The organism is Mycobacterium sp. 360MFTsu5.1 (assembly GCF_000383495.1).
In the GTDB taxonomy this organism is placed as follows: Bacteria; Actinomycetota; Actinomycetes; order Mycobacteriales; family Mycobacteriaceae; genus Mycobacterium; species Mycobacterium mucogenicum_B.
Genome location: NZ_KB911466.1, coordinates 151,339 through 165,480 on the forward strand (window position 1 = coordinate 151,339; position 14,142 = coordinate 165,480).

The 14,142-nt window shown below is 69.1% G+C and carries 17 protein-coding genes; 10 read left to right on the plus strand and 7 right to left on the minus strand.

Features of this window, described 5'->3' with window-relative positions; translation table 11 throughout:
* Positions 1–54 precede the first annotated feature (54 nt).
* The 3 genes from H289_RS0112965 to H289_RS30445 are packed head-to-tail and all read left to right on the plus strand — an operon-like array spanning position 55 to position 3,604.
* The gene (locus H289_RS0112965; RefSeq protein ID WP_051128491.1) at positions 55–1,551 is read left to right on the plus strand and encodes a cytochrome c biogenesis protein ResB; all 1,497 of its coding nucleotides are present in this window, start codon (positions 55–57) and stop codon (positions 1,549–1,551) included.
* Positions 1,548–2,540, plus strand: coding sequence for a c-type cytochrome biogenesis protein CcsB (gene ccsB / locus H289_RS0112970; protein ID WP_020101228.1), 993 nt, complete (start codon positions 1,548–1,550; stop codon positions 2,538–2,540). The genes H289_RS0112965 and ccsB overlap by 4 nt, the downstream gene beginning before the upstream one ends.
* A complete protein-coding gene (locus H289_RS30445) occupies positions 2,537–3,604 on the plus strand; it encodes a nucleotide-binding protein (RefSeq protein WP_141772269.1) in 1,068 nt (355 codons plus the stop codon). The genes ccsB and H289_RS30445 overlap by 4 nt, the downstream gene beginning before the upstream one ends.
* A 7-nt stretch (positions 3,605–3,611) precedes the next feature.
* Here the strand turns inward: H289_RS30445 and H289_RS33415 are convergent, their stop codons facing one another.
* Positions 3,612–3,755, minus strand: coding sequence for a hypothetical protein (locus tag H289_RS33415; protein ID WP_020101230.1), 144 nt, complete (start codon positions 3,753–3,755; stop codon positions 3,612–3,614).
* A 76-nt stretch (positions 3,756–3,831) separates the two neighbouring features.
* Here H289_RS33415 and H289_RS0112985 point away from each other — a divergent pair, with 76 nt between their 5' ends.
* Positions 3,832–4,122 (plus strand): DUF4229 domain-containing protein, encoded by a 291-nt coding sequence (locus tag H289_RS0112985; RefSeq protein ID WP_020101231.1) that lies wholly within the window; start codon positions 3,832–3,834, stop codon positions 4,120–4,122.
* A 13-nt stretch (positions 4,123–4,135) separates the two neighbouring features.
* Here H289_RS0112985 and H289_RS0112990 read toward each other — a convergent pair whose 3' ends face one another.
* Positions 4,136–5,011, minus strand: coding sequence for a 1,4-dihydroxy-2-naphthoate polyprenyltransferase (locus tag H289_RS0112990; protein ID WP_029105166.1), 876 nt, complete (start codon positions 5,009–5,011; stop codon positions 4,136–4,138).
* Positions 5,012–5,046: 35 nt separating this feature from the next.
* Between H289_RS0112990 and H289_RS30450 the strand changes: the two genes are divergently transcribed.
* The 3 genes from H289_RS30450 to H289_RS0113005 are packed head-to-tail and all read left to right on the plus strand — an operon-like array spanning position 5,047 to position 7,304.
* A complete protein-coding gene (locus H289_RS30450; RefSeq protein WP_020101233.1) occupies positions 5,047–5,355 on the plus strand; it encodes a hypothetical protein in 309 nt (102 codons plus the stop codon).
* A gap of 7 nt (positions 5,356–5,362) precedes the next feature.
* A complete protein-coding gene (locus H289_RS0113000) occupies positions 5,363–6,139 on the plus strand; it encodes an S-methyl-5'-thioadenosine phosphorylase (protein ID WP_020101234.1) in 777 nt (258 codons plus the stop codon).
* Between the two features lie 49 nt (positions 6,140–6,188).
* The gene (locus tag H289_RS0113005; RefSeq protein WP_020101235.1) at positions 6,189–7,304 is read left to right on the plus strand and encodes an NAD(P)H-dependent flavin oxidoreductase; all 1,116 of its coding nucleotides are present in this window, start codon (positions 6,189–6,191) and stop codon (positions 7,302–7,304) included.
* 56 nt (positions 7,305–7,360) lie between these two features.
* Here H289_RS0113005 and H289_RS30455 read toward each other — a convergent pair whose 3' ends face one another.
* The 3 genes from H289_RS30455 to H289_RS0113020 form a co-directional block, all read right to left on the minus strand.
* Complete coding sequence (locus H289_RS30455; protein WP_020101236.1) at positions 7,361–9,067, minus strand: DUF4407 domain-containing protein; 1,707 nt, start codon at positions 9,065–9,067, stop codon at positions 7,361–7,363.
* A gap of 133 nt (positions 9,068–9,200) precedes the next feature.
* Positions 9,201–10,298 carry an o-succinylbenzoate--CoA ligase gene (menE, locus tag H289_RS0113015; protein ID WP_020101237.1) on the minus strand — a complete coding sequence of 366 codons (1,098 nt, stop codon included), beginning with the start codon at positions 10,296–10,298 and terminating at the stop codon, positions 9,201–9,203.
* Positions 10,299–10,345: 47 nt separating this feature from the next.
* Positions 10,346–10,669 carry a DUF3349 domain-containing protein gene (locus H289_RS0113020; RefSeq protein ID WP_020101238.1) on the minus strand — a complete coding sequence of 108 codons (324 nt, stop codon included), beginning with the start codon at positions 10,667–10,669 and terminating at the stop codon, positions 10,346–10,348.
* Between the two features lie 270 nt (positions 10,670–10,939).
* On the opposite strand from H289_RS0113020, the gene H289_RS0113025 reads away from it, so the two are divergent.
* From H289_RS0113025 to H289_RS0113035, 3 genes are read left to right on the plus strand one after another with little or no spacing between them, the layout of a single operon-like run.
* Positions 10,940–12,187 carry an inorganic phosphate transporter gene (locus tag H289_RS0113025; RefSeq protein ID WP_029105168.1) on the plus strand — a complete coding sequence of 416 codons (1,248 nt, stop codon included), beginning with the start codon at positions 10,940–10,942 and terminating at the stop codon, positions 12,185–12,187.
* Positions 12,188–12,219: 32 nt separating this feature from the next.
* A complete protein-coding gene (locus tag H289_RS0113030) occupies positions 12,220–12,501 on the plus strand; it encodes a hypothetical protein (RefSeq protein ID WP_020101240.1) in 282 nt (93 codons plus the stop codon).
* Positions 12,502–12,511: 10 nt separating this feature from the next.
* Positions 12,512–12,820: a DUF3349 domain-containing protein gene (locus H289_RS0113035; RefSeq protein WP_020101241.1), complete on the plus strand. Its 309-nt coding sequence runs from the start codon at positions 12,512–12,514 to the stop codon at positions 12,818–12,820.
* Positions 12,821–12,857: 37 nt separating this feature from the next.
* On the opposite strand, the gene H289_RS0113040 is transcribed toward H289_RS0113035, so the two are convergent.
* Together H289_RS0113040 and H289_RS0113045 are read right to left on the minus strand one after the other, a co-directional pair.
* Positions 12,858–13,247 (minus strand): VOC family protein, encoded by a 390-nt coding sequence (locus H289_RS0113040; RefSeq protein WP_020101242.1) that lies wholly within the window; start codon positions 13,245–13,247, stop codon positions 12,858–12,860.
* A 4-nt stretch (positions 13,248–13,251) separates the two neighbouring features.
* On the minus strand, positions 13,252–14,124 hold the full coding sequence (locus H289_RS0113045; protein WP_020101243.1) for an SDR family oxidoreductase: 873 nt from the start codon (positions 14,122–14,124) through the stop codon (positions 13,252–13,254).
* Positions 14,125–14,142: the final 18 nt, after the last annotated feature.

A 14,142-nucleotide genomic window follows, 5' to 3' on the forward strand; every position in this document is an offset into this window, starting at 1 on the left:
CCGATCTCTCGGGTGGTCGCACTGTTCCGCAACACCTGGCGGACGCTGACGTCGATGGGCACCGCCCTGGTGCTGCTGTTCCTGCTGGCCCTCGGCGCCATCCCGGGCGCGCTGCTACCGCAGCGTTCGCTCAACGCCGGAAAGGTCGACGAATACCTGGCGCAGCACCCGACGATCGGGCCGTGGCTCGACAAGGTGCAGGCCTTCTCGGTGTTCTCGAGCTTCTGGTTCACCTCGATCTACGTGCTGCTGTTCATCTCGCTCGTGGGCTGCCTGACGCCGCGCATGATCGAGCACATCCGCAGCCTGCGTGCCGTGCCGGTGCCCGCGCCGCGGAACCTGGCGCGGCTGCCCAAGCACGCCGAAGCCACCGTGCCGGGTGAGCTGGACGCCGTCGCCGACCGGATGGCGGGGCGGCTCAAGGGCTGGCGCCAGACCACCCGAACGCTCGACGACGGCACTCGCGAGATTTCGGCCGAGAAGGGCTACCTGCGCGAGTTCGGCAACATCGTCTTTCACTTCTCGCTGCTGGGCCTGCTGGTGGCCATCGCGTTCGGCAAGATGTTCGGCTACGAGGGCAACGTCATCGTCATCGCCGACGGCGGGCCGGGGTTCTGCTCGGCCTCACCGGCCGCGTTCGACTCGTTCCGCGCCGGCAACGTCGTCGACGGCACCTCGCTGCACCCCAGCTGCCTGCGGGTCCACGACTTCGACGCCCGGTACCTGCCGAGCGGGCAGGCCACGGCGTTCGCCGCGAACATCGATTACCAGGACGGCGCCGACCTGGTCAGCGGCACCTGGCGGCCGTACCGGCTGGAGGTCAACCACCCGCTGCGGATCGGCGGTGAGCGCATCTACCTGCAGGGCCACGGCTACGCGCCCACCTTCACCGTCACGTTCCCGAACGGCCAGACCCGCACCTCGACGGTGCAGTGGAAGCCCGAGAACGCGCTGACGCTGCTGTCGTCGGGCGTCGCGCGCATCGACCCGCCGGGCGGCAGCTACCCCGACGACCGCGAGCGGCGCAAGCACCAGATCGCCATCCAGGGCCTTTTCGCACCGACCGCCGAACTCGACGGCAAGCTGCTGTCCTCGAGCTTCCCGGCGATGAACGCGCCCGCCGTCGCCATCGACATCTACCGCGGCGACACCGGGCTCGACAGCGGCCGCCCGCAGTCGCTGTTCTCGCTCGACCCCCGGCTGATCGACCAGAAGCGGCTCACCAAGCAGGCCCGTGTCAACCTCAAGGCCGGCGAGCAGACCAAGCTGGACGACGGCACCGCCATCAAGTTCGACGGCGCGGTGCCGTTCATCAACGTGCAGGTGTCGCACGACCCGGCGCAGGTGTGGGTGCTGGTGTTCGCGCTGACCATGATGGCCGGCCTGTTGGTGTCGCTGGTGGTGCGCCGGCGCCGCGTTTGGATTCGGATCGTGTCGGCCGGGCCGGGTACCGTCAACGTCGAGCTCGGCGGCCTGGCCCGCACGGACAACTCGGGGTGGGGCGACGAGTTCGAAAAGCTCACAGAGCGGTTGATTGAGGACAAGCGATGAATACAGAGCACATCGACATCGACCTGGCCCGGTACTCGGACTGGGCATTCACCACGTCGGTGGTCGTGCTGGTCGGTGCGCTGCTGCTGCTCGCGGTCGAGCTGGCGTACAGCCGCGGCCGCAAGGCCGATGAGCGCTCGCGCGAAGAGCAGATGGTGGGGGCAGCGGTCCGCAGTGCTGTGGGCGCCGACAGCATGACGCCGGGCGTCGTGGTCGAGGACCCCACGCGCACCACGGACGAGCGCATCGGCCGGGTCGGTCTGGCCCTCGTGTACGTCGGCATCGCGATGCTGTTCGCGTGCATCGTGCTGCGCGGCCTGGCCACCACGCGCGTGCCGTGGGGCAACATGTACGAGTTCATCAACCTGACCAGCTTCTGCGGGTTGATCGCGGCCGCGGTCGTGCTGCGCAGGCCGCAGTTCCGCGCGCTGTGGGTGTTCGTCCTGGTGCCCGAGCTGATCCTGCTGTCGGTGTCGGGGAAGTGGCTGTACACCAACGCCGCGCCGGTGATGCCCGCGTTGCAGTCGTACTGGCTGCCCATCCACGTCTCGGTGGTCAGCCTCGGTTCCGGCGTCTTCCTGGTCGCCGGTGTCGCCAGCATCCTGTTCCTGCTGAAGATGTCGCCGCTGGCGCATCAGGACAACGGTTTCGGCCGGATGATCGAGCGCCTGCCGGATGCCCAGACCCTGGACCGCATCGCCTACCGGACCACCATCTTCGCGTTCCCGATCTTCGGGTTCGGCGTCATCTTCGGGGCAATCTGGGCCGAGGAGGCGTGGGGCCGTTACTGGGGCTGGGACCCCAAGGAGACGGTGTCGTTCGTCGCGTGGGTCGTCTACGCCGCGTACCTGCACGCCCGGTCCACCGCCGGCTGGCGTGACAAGAAGGCCGCGTGGATCAACGTCGTCGGCTTCGTCGCGATGGTGTTCAACCTGTTCTTCATCAACCTGGTGACCGTCGGCCTGCACTCGTACGCAGGGGTCGGTTGAGTTTGACCTCGTTCCGCGCCCAGGGCCGGTTCAAGGACCCGGCTGATCCCGTCGCTGTCGCCACGCCCACCGCGGCGCCGGAGGCCCGCATCGTCATCGCACATGCGGTGACACCTGTTCTGGCGCCGACACCCGCGAAGCCGCGGAGCCTGGACCCCGCCACGGTCGCGCTGCTGAGTCGCCCGAGCCGCGCACCGTCGACCGGCTGGCGCAAGGCGCTGTACTACGCGACCGGAACCCTGCTCAATCCCGGCGACAGCCCCAAGACCCTGCACCGCAACCGGTTGACCGCACAGATCAACCGACCGCTGCGGGACTGCTACCGGATCGCGGTGCTGTCCCTCAAGGGCGGCGTCGGGAAGACGACCATCACCGCGACGCTGGGGGCGACGTTCGCGTCGATCCGCGGCGACCGCGTCATCGCGGTGGATGCCAACCCGGACCGCGGCACGCTCAGCCAGAAGGTGCCGCTGGAGACGCCGGCGACGGTCCGTCATCTCCTGCGGGACGCCGAGGGCATCTCCAGCTACAGCGACGTCCGCAACTACACCTCGCGCGGTGAGAGCCAGCTCGAGGTGCTGGCGTCGGAGAGTGATCCGGCGGTGTCGGAGGCGTTCAGCTCCGAGGATTACGCCCGCACGCTGGCGGTGCTGGAGCCGTACTACCGCCTGGTGCTGACGGACTGCGGCACCGGCATGCTGCATTCGGCGATGGGCGCGGTGCTCACGCATGCCGACGTGCTGGTCGTGATCAGCTCAGGCTCGGTGGACGGGGCACGCAGCGCCGCGGCGACCCTCGACTGGCTCGATGCCCACGGTCATCAGGAGCTGGTGCGCAACGCCGTCGCGGTGGTCAACGCGGTGCGTCCGCGCTCCGGCAAGGTCGATCTGCGCAAGGTGGTCGACCATTTCGGTCGTCGGTGCCGCGCCGTGCAGGTGGTGCCGTTCGATCCGCACCTGGAGGAGGGTGCCGAGATCAGTCTGGACCGGCTCCGGCCGGACACCAGGGATGCGTTGCTGGAATTGGCCGTGGCAGTCGCCGACGGATTTCCGCTGTCACTGTAGAGAGTCGCTACGAGCCGAGCCGGCGCAGGAATTCCGGATCGTCGTCCGGGCCGATGACACGCGTGGTCGGCCGCGCGGCCGTCGCGCGAGTGGCACGCCAGCCGACGTAGGCCAACAGTGCCAGCAGCGTGATCAGGAGCAGGAACTGCACGTAAAACCTCCTTTATTCGAATATACGCGTCCGTCGGTAAACTCGTGCGGTGTCTGATGCGCCAGCTACCCCGTCCATGCCACGTTTGCTGCTCGACGTCTTTCTCTACGCGCTCGCCCGGCTGCTGCTGGTAGCGGTGATTGCCGGCGCGATCTTCGGCGTCGTCGCGTTGCTGGGTATCCGTGATTTCCCGGCCATGGTGGCGCTGCTGTTCGCGCTGGTTCTCGGCATGCCGCTGGGCATCTGGCTGTTCGCTCCGCTGCGCCGCCGGGCCACCGCCGGGATCGCCGCCGTCGACGAGCGTCGCCGCGCCGAGCGCGAGCAGTTGCAGGCTCGGCTGCACGGCGAGGATTCCGCCGGCGACTGACGCCGCCCGGGCGCTAGGGCTTGATCGCCACCAGCACCGCGGTGATCAGGGCGGACCACACCAGCATCGTCAGCCCGGTGTCCTTGAGCACGGGGATCAGCTCGCGGCCGCCGAGGCCTGAGCGCACCGGCTTGGCCGCGCGGACCGCCAGCGGCGCCGCCGCGAAGCCGACGAGGCACCACGGGGTCGCGAGCGTCAGGACCGCGGTCAGCACGAACGGCAGCAACGTCAGCACCTGGAACAGCTTTCGGGTGCGGGCATCGCCGAGCCGCACCGCCAGCGTGATCTTGCCCGACACCTGATCGGTCGGGATGTCGCGAAGGTTGTTGGCCACCAATACCGCCGACGACAGCGCCCCGACTGCGATGGCGAGGACGAGCCCGATCCAGTCGACCCGCAGGGCCTGCGTGTACTGCGTGCCGAGCACAGCGACCAGCCCGAAGAACACGAACACCGCGACCTCGCCGAGCCCGCGATAGCCGTACGGGTTGGTGCCGCCGGTGTAGAGCCAGGCGCCGGCGATGCACGCCGCGCCGACGGCGATGAGCCACGGCTGGCTGACCAGGGCCAGCGCCAGGCCGGCACCGGCGCCGATCGACAGGCTGATCACGGCCGCCGCCAGCACCGCCTGTGGGGAGGCCAACTTGGCGCCGACCAGGCGGACCGGCCCGGACCGGTCGTCATCGGTGCCGCGGATGCCGTCGGAGTAGTCGTTGGCGTAGTTGACGCCGATGATCAGCGAGATCGAAACCACAAGGGCCAGAGCCGCTTTCCACCACACCTCACCGCCGACCCACGCGGCGGCGCCGGTGCCTGCCAGCACGGGAGCGACGGCATTCGGGAGGGTGCGCGGTCGGGCGCCCTCTATCCACTGCGAAAGACTGGCCACGCGCGCAATCGTCCCACGCCCCTACACTTATCGGCATGAAGGATCGGCTCAGCAAGAACGAGATTCGCAAAGATGTCGTGCAGGAATCCGTCGAAGCCGTCGCAGGCACCGTCGGCGAGGTCATGAACATCGTCGTCACCGCCGTCAAGGACGTGGCGAGCTCCATCGGTGCCCTGGCCACCGACGCATTCGAGATCCGTGACGGCGCCCGGCGGGCCCGCGCGCAGCTGGAACAGGACGAGGCCGAGGATATCGAGGACGACGACGTGGCGGCGCCCGCGCCGACGCCCGTCACGGCCGTGACGCCGGAGACGACGGAAGCTCCCAAGACCGACGCCGAATAGTCGTTGGATGCTGGGAGTCATCGGCGGTAGCGGTTTCTACACGTTCTTCGGGGACGACGCGCGCACCGTCACCGTCGACACGCCCTACGGCGCGCCGAGCGCGCCGGTGACCATCGGGGCCGTCGGCGGACACGAGGTGGCGTTCCTGCCACGGCACGGGCTCAAGCACGAGTACTCGCCGCACACGGTGCCGTACCGGGCCAACATGTGGGCGCTGCGCAAGCTCGGGGTGCGCCGGATTTTCGCCCCGTGCGCCGTCGGCAGCCTCACCGCGGACCTCGGACCCGGTGCCGTGGTCGTGCCGGACCAGCTGGTGGACCGCACCCGCAGCCGTGAGGACACCTACTTCGACGCCGGCGGCATCCACGTCGGCTTCGCCGATCCGTACTGCCCGACGCTGCGCGCCGTCGCGGCCGAGCAACCGGGCGTCATCGACGGCGGCACCATGGTGGTCATCCAGGGGCCCCGGTTCTCCACCCGCGCCGAGAGCCAGTGGTTCGCGACCCAGGGGTTCACGCTGGTGAACATGACCGGCTACCCCGAGGCCGTGCTGGCCCGGGAACTCGAGATGTGTTATGCGGCAATCGCTTTGGTGACCGATCTGGACGCGGGCATCGAGGCCGGGGCCGGCGTCACCACCGTCGACGTGTTCGCGGAGTTCGAGCGGAACACCCCGATGTTCAAGGCCCTGGTGCAGCAGGCCCTCGCGACCGTCCCGGCCGAACGGACCTGCACTCATTGTCTGGCCCACGCCGGGGTGAAGCTGCCGTTTGAGCTGCCCTGACCGGGTCGGCTATTGACACCCGTCAAGTCGGGGTGGCAAAACTGACGGGGTGACTTCCCGCATCTGCGAACAGCTCGGCATCGACTTTCCGCTCTTCGCCTTCAGCCATTGCCGCGACGTGGTCGCCGCCGTCACCAACGCCGGTGGTTTCGGCGTGCTGGGCGCGACGGCGTACACCCCCGAGCAGCTCGACCGGGAACTCGCCTGGATCGACGATCACGTCGGCGGCCGGCCCTACGGTGCGGACATCATCGTCCCGGCGAAATTCGAGGGCAAGGGCGAGAACCTGTCCGACGGCCAGCTGGCCGACCGAATCCCTTCGGAATACCGGGAATTCGTCACCCAACTGCTGATCGACCATGGCATCGAGCCCGAGGGACGGGTCCGTACCGGCGGGTCGGTGCTGTCCGGCAACACCGGGCACGACCTGCTCGACGTGGCGTTGAGCCACCCCATCAAACTGATCGCCAATGCCCTTGGGGTGCCGCCGGATTACATGATCGAGGCGGGCCGCGAGCGGGGGATTCCGGTGGCCGCGCTGGTCGGTGCCAAGGAGCACGCCGTCAAGCAGGTGGCAGCCGGGGTCGACCTCATCGTCGCGCAGGGCACCGAGGCCGGTGGGCACTGCGGTGAGGTCTCGACGCTTGTCGTGGTACCGGAAGTGATTGAGGCCATTGATGATTCGGTTCCCGTGCTGGCGGCGGGCGGCATCGTCACCGGTCGGCAGATGGCCGCGGCGGTCGCGCTGGGCGCCGCTGGGGCCTGGACCGGTTCGGTGTGGCTGACCACCGAGGAGGCCGAGACCGCGCCGGCCACCAAGCAGAAGATGCTGGCCGCCACGTCACGTGACACCGTGCGGTCGGCGGGCCGCACCGGAAAGCCCGCACGCCAGCTGGTTTCGGATTGGACGGATGCCTGGGCGCCGAAAGACGGTGGCCGCAAGCCACTTCCGCTGCCGCTGCAGAACATGCTGAGCGAGCCGGTGATCCGGCGCATCGACCGACTGGCCGCCCAAGGGCATCCGGGCGCCCAGCAGCTGGCGACCTACTTCGTCGGCCAGGGCGTCGGCCTGATGAACAAGGTCAAGCCCGCCCGCGAGGTCGTCCGCGAGTTCATCGAGGACTACCTCGCCGCCACCGAGCGCCTGAACCGCTCGCTGCCCTAGGGATTTGTGCACGATTTTCCGCGCGAGGCGCGGAAAATCGTGCACAAATCCCCGGGTTACGGCTCGATGGCGCGGCGGCCTTCCTTGAGCTGACGGCGCTCGTCGGCGGCGTCGATGATCGTGGTGTCGGTGCCGTCGAGCGCGGTGTACGGGTCGGCGCTCCGCAGCGGCGTGGTCGGTGCGAACGTCGCGTTCATCTGCGGTGCGGCCCACTGGGGTTCGACGCGCGGGTGGACGCCCTGGCCCGCTCCGAGCGCCTGGCCCTGGTCCGCGGCGCGCGGGCCCGACGACTGCTCGTGCTCGTTCTCGGTCACCGTCGTCCGGGACGTCCGGCGCAGCGTGAAGGTGATCTCCTCGAACTCTTCGATGACCTTCTGCGCCGAGCGCAGCTGCTGCACCGACGTGTCGATGACGCGGTCCACCACCGGTGCGACGGGCGCCATCAGCGGACGCAGCAGGCGAGCGGCGACCTTGGTGAGGTCGGGCAGTTGCGGCAGCGCCAGGCCGCCGGCGGGCTGGGAGGTCGCCTGCGCCGGCAGGTTGTCGGCCGGCTGGTCGCCGATCGGGACCAGTTCGGCCGTGGCGGCCGGTTCGGCCGGCGCGTCGGCCGGTTCGGGCTCCGGCGCGGGGGCGGCGTTCAAGGAACGTCGCTGCGGGTCCGGGAACGCCATGAGTTCGTCCCAGTCCGAGTACATGGGCTGCGGCTGCGAATCGGACGGCCGCAGCACCTCGGCGGTGGGGGCCGCGAGCGCGGGCTGCGCCGGCTCACCGGTGAGGGCCAGCGGATTGAGGCCGGCCACGCGCTGGCGGTGGTATTCGCGATTGATCTCGGCGTCGGTTTCGAGCGCGAGCTTCATGGCGGCCAACTGGTGTTCGGCCTTCAGAATCTCGGCTTCGGCCCGCACCTCGGCCTGCTTGACGGCTATGGCGGTCTCGGCGCGCAGCTCGGCCCGCAGCCGGGACTCGTCGTGGCGCTCACGCAGCGTCCGGTCCTGCCGGGCGTGCAGCAGCATCGGCAGCAGGTAGAGCAGTAAGCAGACGCCGACGACGGCGATGCGCGCCACCAGCGCGGCGGGCGTCTCGATGGTGTAGCCGTTCATCGCGACCCACCGTGCGCCGAAGCCACGGTCCGCGCCGGCGCCGGCCGCGTCGCGTGCTGCCGTGACGGCGTGCTCGGCGCCGGCGATCCGCGCGTCGAGAGTAGGGGCCTGCTCGCCCCGGGCCGCCAGCGCGGCATCGAGCTCACGCTGGTCGTGCTCGAGTATGTCCTGGGTGTTCTGGGTGATCTGGCCGTCGCCGGGCACCCCGGTGACCGGCTGCTGGGCGCACGACGGCGTCGGGTGGTATTCGCAGCGGGCCACGACCTGGGCGTCGTCACGACGCTGCCGGGCGGAGTCGACGGCCGCGTCGAGCGCGCCGCGGCCGGCACGCAGCGCGTCCAGCTGGCCCTGCGCGGTGGCCACCGCGGGCGTGGCCGCGGCGCGGGCTGCGGCCTGGGCGTCCATGCGCTGGGTGATGGCATTGCTGAACAGCGTCATCGCGGCCAGTTCGCCGACCAGGAGGCCGATCGCGACGGCCAAAGCAACCCGGACGGCGGTGCCGCGGGCGCTGGCGACGGTGCTGCGGATGGCCACGACCACCAGCGCACCGAAAATCAGGGTCACGGGCAGCACGACGGCGAGTGACAGACCGGTGGACGGGGTTGCGACGGCGGCGGCCACGAGCCAGGCCAGCACGCCTCCTGACCAGGTCAGGGCGGTCACCGCAGGATGGTTGTCAGACTGTCTGTGGGCAGGCATGGAAACTCCAACTCTTCCGGTCCGCGTTCCAGGGTCCCAGAGAGCCGGGCCCGCCACCGAATCAAGCGCCGATGCTGTGACCGGCATCACGGGCCGATCAGGCGTTTTTCTGGTACTGCAGCGTCAGCGCCCGCCGGTCCAGCTTGCCGATCCCGCGGCGCGGGAGTTCGGCGACCACGTGCACCTCACGTGGGGCGGCGGTGGCGGCCAGCGTGGCGCTGACGTGTTCCCGCAGGTCAGCGATGGTGGGCGCGGCTACACCCGGATGTAGCACGACGGCGACGGCCACCCGCTGGCCCAGCCGTTCGTCGGTCACGCCGAACACGGCGCATTCGGCGATGGCCGGATGGCCGGCCAGGGCCGCCTCGACGAGCGCGGGCAGCACCTTCAGGCCACCGGTGGCGATGGCGTCGTCGATGCGGCCCAGTACCCGCAGCACGCCCGAATCATCCACTGCGCCAATGTCATCGGTGACGAACCAGCCATCCACAAACGGCGACGGGTCGACGGGGTTTCGGTAACCCGACGCCAGCGTGGGACCGCCCAACGAGATTCGGCCGGTGTCGTCGATGCGCAGCCGGATGCCGTTCAGTGGTGTGCCGTCATAGACGCAGCCGCCGCTGGTTTCGCTCATCCCGTAGGTACGGACCACGGAAATGCCTGCGGCCGTGGCTTTTTCGCCGAGCCCGGGCGGCATGGGGCCGCCGCCGATGAGGACGGCGTCCAGTTCGGCCAGCGCCTCGGTCGCGGCGGGATCGGCCAGGATCTTCGCCAGCTGTACTGAAACCAGGGACGTGTAGCGCCGGCCCGGACCCAAAGCGCGTACGGCAGAAGGTAGTTCGCCGACGTCGAAACCCGGGTCCAGGGCGACGGGCGTGCTGCCGGCGCGCAGGCTCCGCACCAGGACCTGCACTCCGGCGACGTGGTAGGCGGGCAGCGCCAGCAGCCAGCGGCCGGGGCCGCCGAGCCGGTCGTGCGTGGCGTCGGCGCTGGCGTGCAACGCCGACGCGGAAAGCAAGGCGCCCTTGGGGATTCCGGTGGAACCCGACGTCGAGACCACCAGGGCCACGTCGTCGTCGACGGACTCTCCGGCCCGCAACGTTTCCGTCAGCAACGTGGCCTGACGGTCATCGTCGGCCGGCACCGGCAGCAGCGCGCCGCGGCCGTCGAGGGCCTGGGCCAGCGCGGGGATCAAGGCGAGGGCCGCGTCGCCGGATCCGACGGCGACCGGATGCAGAACAGCTATGCCACGCCTCCGTCGCCGGGCTCGCCTTCGGCCGGGTCGCGGGGGTCGTCGAGGGGCCAGCCCTTGGCGGCCAGCCGCGCACGCACGCGCTCGACGTCCTCGCCGCGGGGGAGTTCATCGGTGATGCGCGTGATCAGTACGCCGATGTCGATGTCATCGAATTCGCCACGATTCATCAGCCCGCGTGCGACAGACTTGACCTCGTCGTTGGTCAGGCGCCGCGACAGCAGCGCCAACAGTGGCACCCGGTCGGTGGCGGGGATGCCGTCGGGATATCCGGCCTGCAGCCACGCCACGATCTTGGTGAGAAAAATGTTCATGACGTCACCTCCTCCAGGTCCGGGACGTCCAGCGTCGTCCCTATCGATTGCCGCAATCCTGCGCCCCGAAACGGTAGACGCGGGCCGCGGGCACACCGACACGGTAGTCCTCACGTCCTTGAACAGCGCGTTGGCGGTGGAACCGCGCCTCACGAGCCGATGAACACTCAGTGAACACATTGAACAGAACTGGAAAGAGCCAGGTCGTCATCAGATTTCGGGGTGGCTGTAACTCGCAAAAAACGGCGCCGTTACACCAGAATGAGCGCCATGAGCGCAGAGCTAGTCATCCTGGTGCTGTTGATCGCAACAGCACTGGCATTTGACTTCACGAATGGATTTCACGATACCGGTAATGCCATGGCGACCTCGATCGCCACAGGCGCGCTGAAGCCCAAGACCGCCGTGCTGCTGGCCGGCGTCCTGAACTTGGTCGGCGCGTTCCTGTCAGTCGAGGTCGCCGTCACCGTCACCACCTCGGTGCTGAAGATTCAGGACAGTAAGTCCGGGCACCTACTGAAGTCCATCGACGCATCGACCGGACTCACCATCATCTTCGCCGGCCTCATCGGCGGCATCCTGTGGAACCTCCTCACCTGGCTGTTCGGCATCCCTTCCAGCTCGTCGCACGCGCTCTTCGGCGGACTGATCGGTGCCGGCCTGGCCGCGCTCGGCACCGCGGGCATCAACTGGACCGGTGTCATCCAGAAGGTGCTGATCCCCGCCGTCGCCGCCCCGTTCATCGCGGGCCTCGTGGCCGCCGTCGGAACCTGGCTGGTCTACCGGATCACGCGCAACGTCATCAAGAAGCGCCGGGAAGACGGCTTCCGTTGGGGCCAGATCGCGACCGCATCGCTCGTCGCGCTGTCCCACGGCACCAACGACGCGCAGAAGACCATGGGTGTCATCGCCCTGGCCCTCATCACCACCGGCCACCTGACCGGCGACGTGAAGAAGGACGGCCTGCCGTTCTGGATCATCGCCTCCTGCGCCCTGGCCATCGGTCTGGGCACCTACATCGGCGGCTGGCGCGTCATCCGCACCCTGGGCAAGGGCCTCGTCGAGATCGAGTCCCCGCAGGGCCTGGCCGCCGAGGCGTCCTCGGCCGCGATCATCCTGAGCTCCAGCGCCGCCGGCATGGCGCTGTCGACCACCCACGTCGCCACCGGTTCGATCCTGGGCAGTGGCGTCGGCAAGCCGGGAGCCTCGGTCCGCTGGGCCGTCGCCGGACGTATGGCCATGGCCTGGCTGATCACGCTGCCGGCCGCGGCGCTGGTTGGTGCGCTGTCGTACTGGCTGTCCTACGGCCTGAAGTCCGCCACCGGTTCCGCGCTGGTCGGCGACGGCACGATCTTCGTCATCCTGGTCGCGCTGTCGGGCTTCATGTACTGGCGTGCGCAGCAGCAGAAGGTCGACCACAACAACGTCAACGCCGACTGGGACGCGTCGACCAACTCCGTGGTGCCCGCCGACGTCCGTGACGCCGCTGCCAAGTCGCCCGAATCCGCCGGCGTCTGATTCCCCGCGAACCGAACCAGAAGGAATCACTGATGAATTACGTGGAAGCCATCTTCAAGGTGCTCGTCGTGGGGCTGGTCCTCGGCGCCGGCCTGCCCGCGATCTTCGCGACTGGTCTGGTCGCCTACTCCAACGGAGCCGGCGGCGAGCACTCCGACGGGACGGTCGCGGCGCCCAACCCGGTCCTCAAGTACCTCGGTCTGGCGCTGTTCGTGTTGGTCGGAGCAGTGGTCCTGGCCGCGATCCTGTGGATCACCCGGTCGACGATCATCCACCACACCGGCGTCGACCTGTTCCCCTTTCTGAAGAAGTGAGCTGACGGCCATGACTGAATCCAACGGATTGTTCGAGAACGTCCTGAAGTGGCTGCGGGCGGGATACCCCGACGGCGTGCCGCCGAAGGACTACTACCCGGTGCTCGCGCTGCTGAAGCGGTCGCTCACGGAGGACGAGGTCGTCGAGGCGGCGCGGTCCATCCTGCGCACCAACGACGGCGAGAGCCCCGTCACCGAGGCCGAGATTCAGGCCGCGATCGCGAACGTCACCAACCAGGAACCCAGCGCTGACGACATCCACCAGGTGTCCGCGCGGCTGGCCTCGGTCGGCTGGCCGCTGGCGACGCCGGCTCGCTGACGCGCCGCAGCACACCCCACCCGCGACACCCGGAGTGCTAACTCCGGGTGTCGCGTCGTAGTGGGTGGGTGTCGGGCACCTGGACGAAGATCAAGGTGACCTGGTCGGGGTCGGTGACATGCAGTTCGTGCAGGCCCCACGGCTCCTGTTGTGCCGCACGGGAAATCGGCACCCCGCGGGCCTCGAGCTCGGCCTGCGTCTGGTAGACGTCCCGCACCTGCAGCCACAGCGCCCCCGGGAACGGCACCGTCGGGCCGTCGTCGGGACGGCCGTGGCCGGCGAGCTCGATGAGCGACTGCCCGGCGTAAAACACTGTGCCGGCACCGTATTCGCGGGCGATGGCCAGGCCGATGGCGTCGCGGTAGAAGGCCACCGACTTCGCGTAGTCGACGGGCCGGATCAGGATGCGGCTGGCGAGGATCTCCATCGCGTCACCCGATCGACTGCGCGCGTCGGCGTTTCATCATCTGGTCGACCACGCCGGGCACGAAACTGTTGAGCGCGTGCGACGTCACCGCGATCCGGGGCGCGATCCGCACCGGACGGGTCTTGGCCGCCGTGATCATCCAGTCGGCGGCCTCGTCGGCCGACAGGCCGGGCATCCCGTCGAAGGCGCGGGTCGGCGCGATCATCGGCGTCTTCACCAATGGATAGAACAGCGTCGAGGAGTGCACTCCGCTTGCGCCCCACTCGGTTTCGATCACCCGGCTCACCGCGGTCAGCGCCGATTTGGAAGCGTTGTAGACCGCGAACAGCGGCGACGACTCGTTCATGACACCCCACGTGGACACGTTGATGATGTGCCCGTCGCCGCGCTCGATCATGCCGGGGGCGAAGCCGCGGATGAGGCGCAGCGGCGAGTAGTAGTTGAGCGTCATGGTGCGTTCGACGTCGTGCCAGCGGTCCAGGGACTCGGCGAGCGGGCGGCGGATCGACCGGCCGGCGTTGTTGATCAGGATGTCGACGCCGCCCAGTTCGGCTTTCACGTCGGTGACCAGTTTGTCGATGGCGTCCATGTCGGACAGGTCGCACGGCCGCGCGATGGCGTCGCCACCGCTGTGGGTGATCCGGGCGGCCACCTTGTCCAGCAGGTCGGCCCGGCGGGCGATGATGACGACCGTCGCTCCGAGGCGCGCGAACTTGGCGGCGGCCGCCTCCCCGATGCCCGACGACGCCCCCGTCAGCACGATGCGTTTCCCGGTCAGGTCGACCTCGCCGTGGCCCGACAACCGTTCGATCAGGGGCGGCCGCATGCCGGCGAGCAGCAGGCTCTCGGCGAAGCGCTGTAGTGGACTCTTGCTCACACCCTGAGCTTAGGGCCG

Bases quoted from the DNA above. Each gene is read 5' to 3' on its own strand.
- H289_RS0112965 (WP_051128491.1), top strand. From the start codon at position 55: ATGGGCACCGCCCTGGTGCTGCTGTTCCTGCTGGCCCTCGGCGCCATC.
- ccsB (WP_020101228.1), top strand. From the start codon at position 1,548: ATGAATACAGAGCACATCGACATCGACCTGGCCCGGTACTCGGACTGG.
- H289_RS0112985 (WP_020101231.1), top strand. From the start codon at position 3,832: ATGCCACGTTTGCTGCTCGACGTCTTTCTCTACGCGCTCGCCCGGCTG.
- H289_RS30450 (WP_020101233.1), top strand. From the start codon at position 5,047: ATGAAGGATCGGCTCAGCAAGAACGAGATTCGCAAAGATGTCGTGCAG.
- H289_RS0113000 (WP_020101234.1), top strand. From the start codon at position 5,363: ATGCTGGGAGTCATCGGCGGTAGCGGTTTCTACACGTTCTTCGGGGAC.
- H289_RS0113020 (WP_020101238.1), bottom strand. From the start codon at position 10,669: ATGAACATTTTTCTCACCAAGATCGTGGCGTGGCTGCAGGCCGGATAT.
- H289_RS0113025 (WP_029105168.1), top strand. From the start codon at position 10,940: ATGAGCGCAGAGCTAGTCATCCTGGTGCTGTTGATCGCAACAGCACTG.
- H289_RS0113030 (WP_020101240.1), top strand. From the start codon at position 12,220: ATGAATTACGTGGAAGCCATCTTCAAGGTGCTCGTCGTGGGGCTGGTC.
- H289_RS0113035 (WP_020101241.1), top strand. From the start codon at position 12,512: ATGACTGAATCCAACGGATTGTTCGAGAACGTCCTGAAGTGGCTGCGG.
- H289_RS0113040 (WP_020101242.1), bottom strand. From the start codon at position 13,247: ATGGAGATCCTCGCCAGCCGCATCCTGATCCGGCCCGTCGACTACGCG.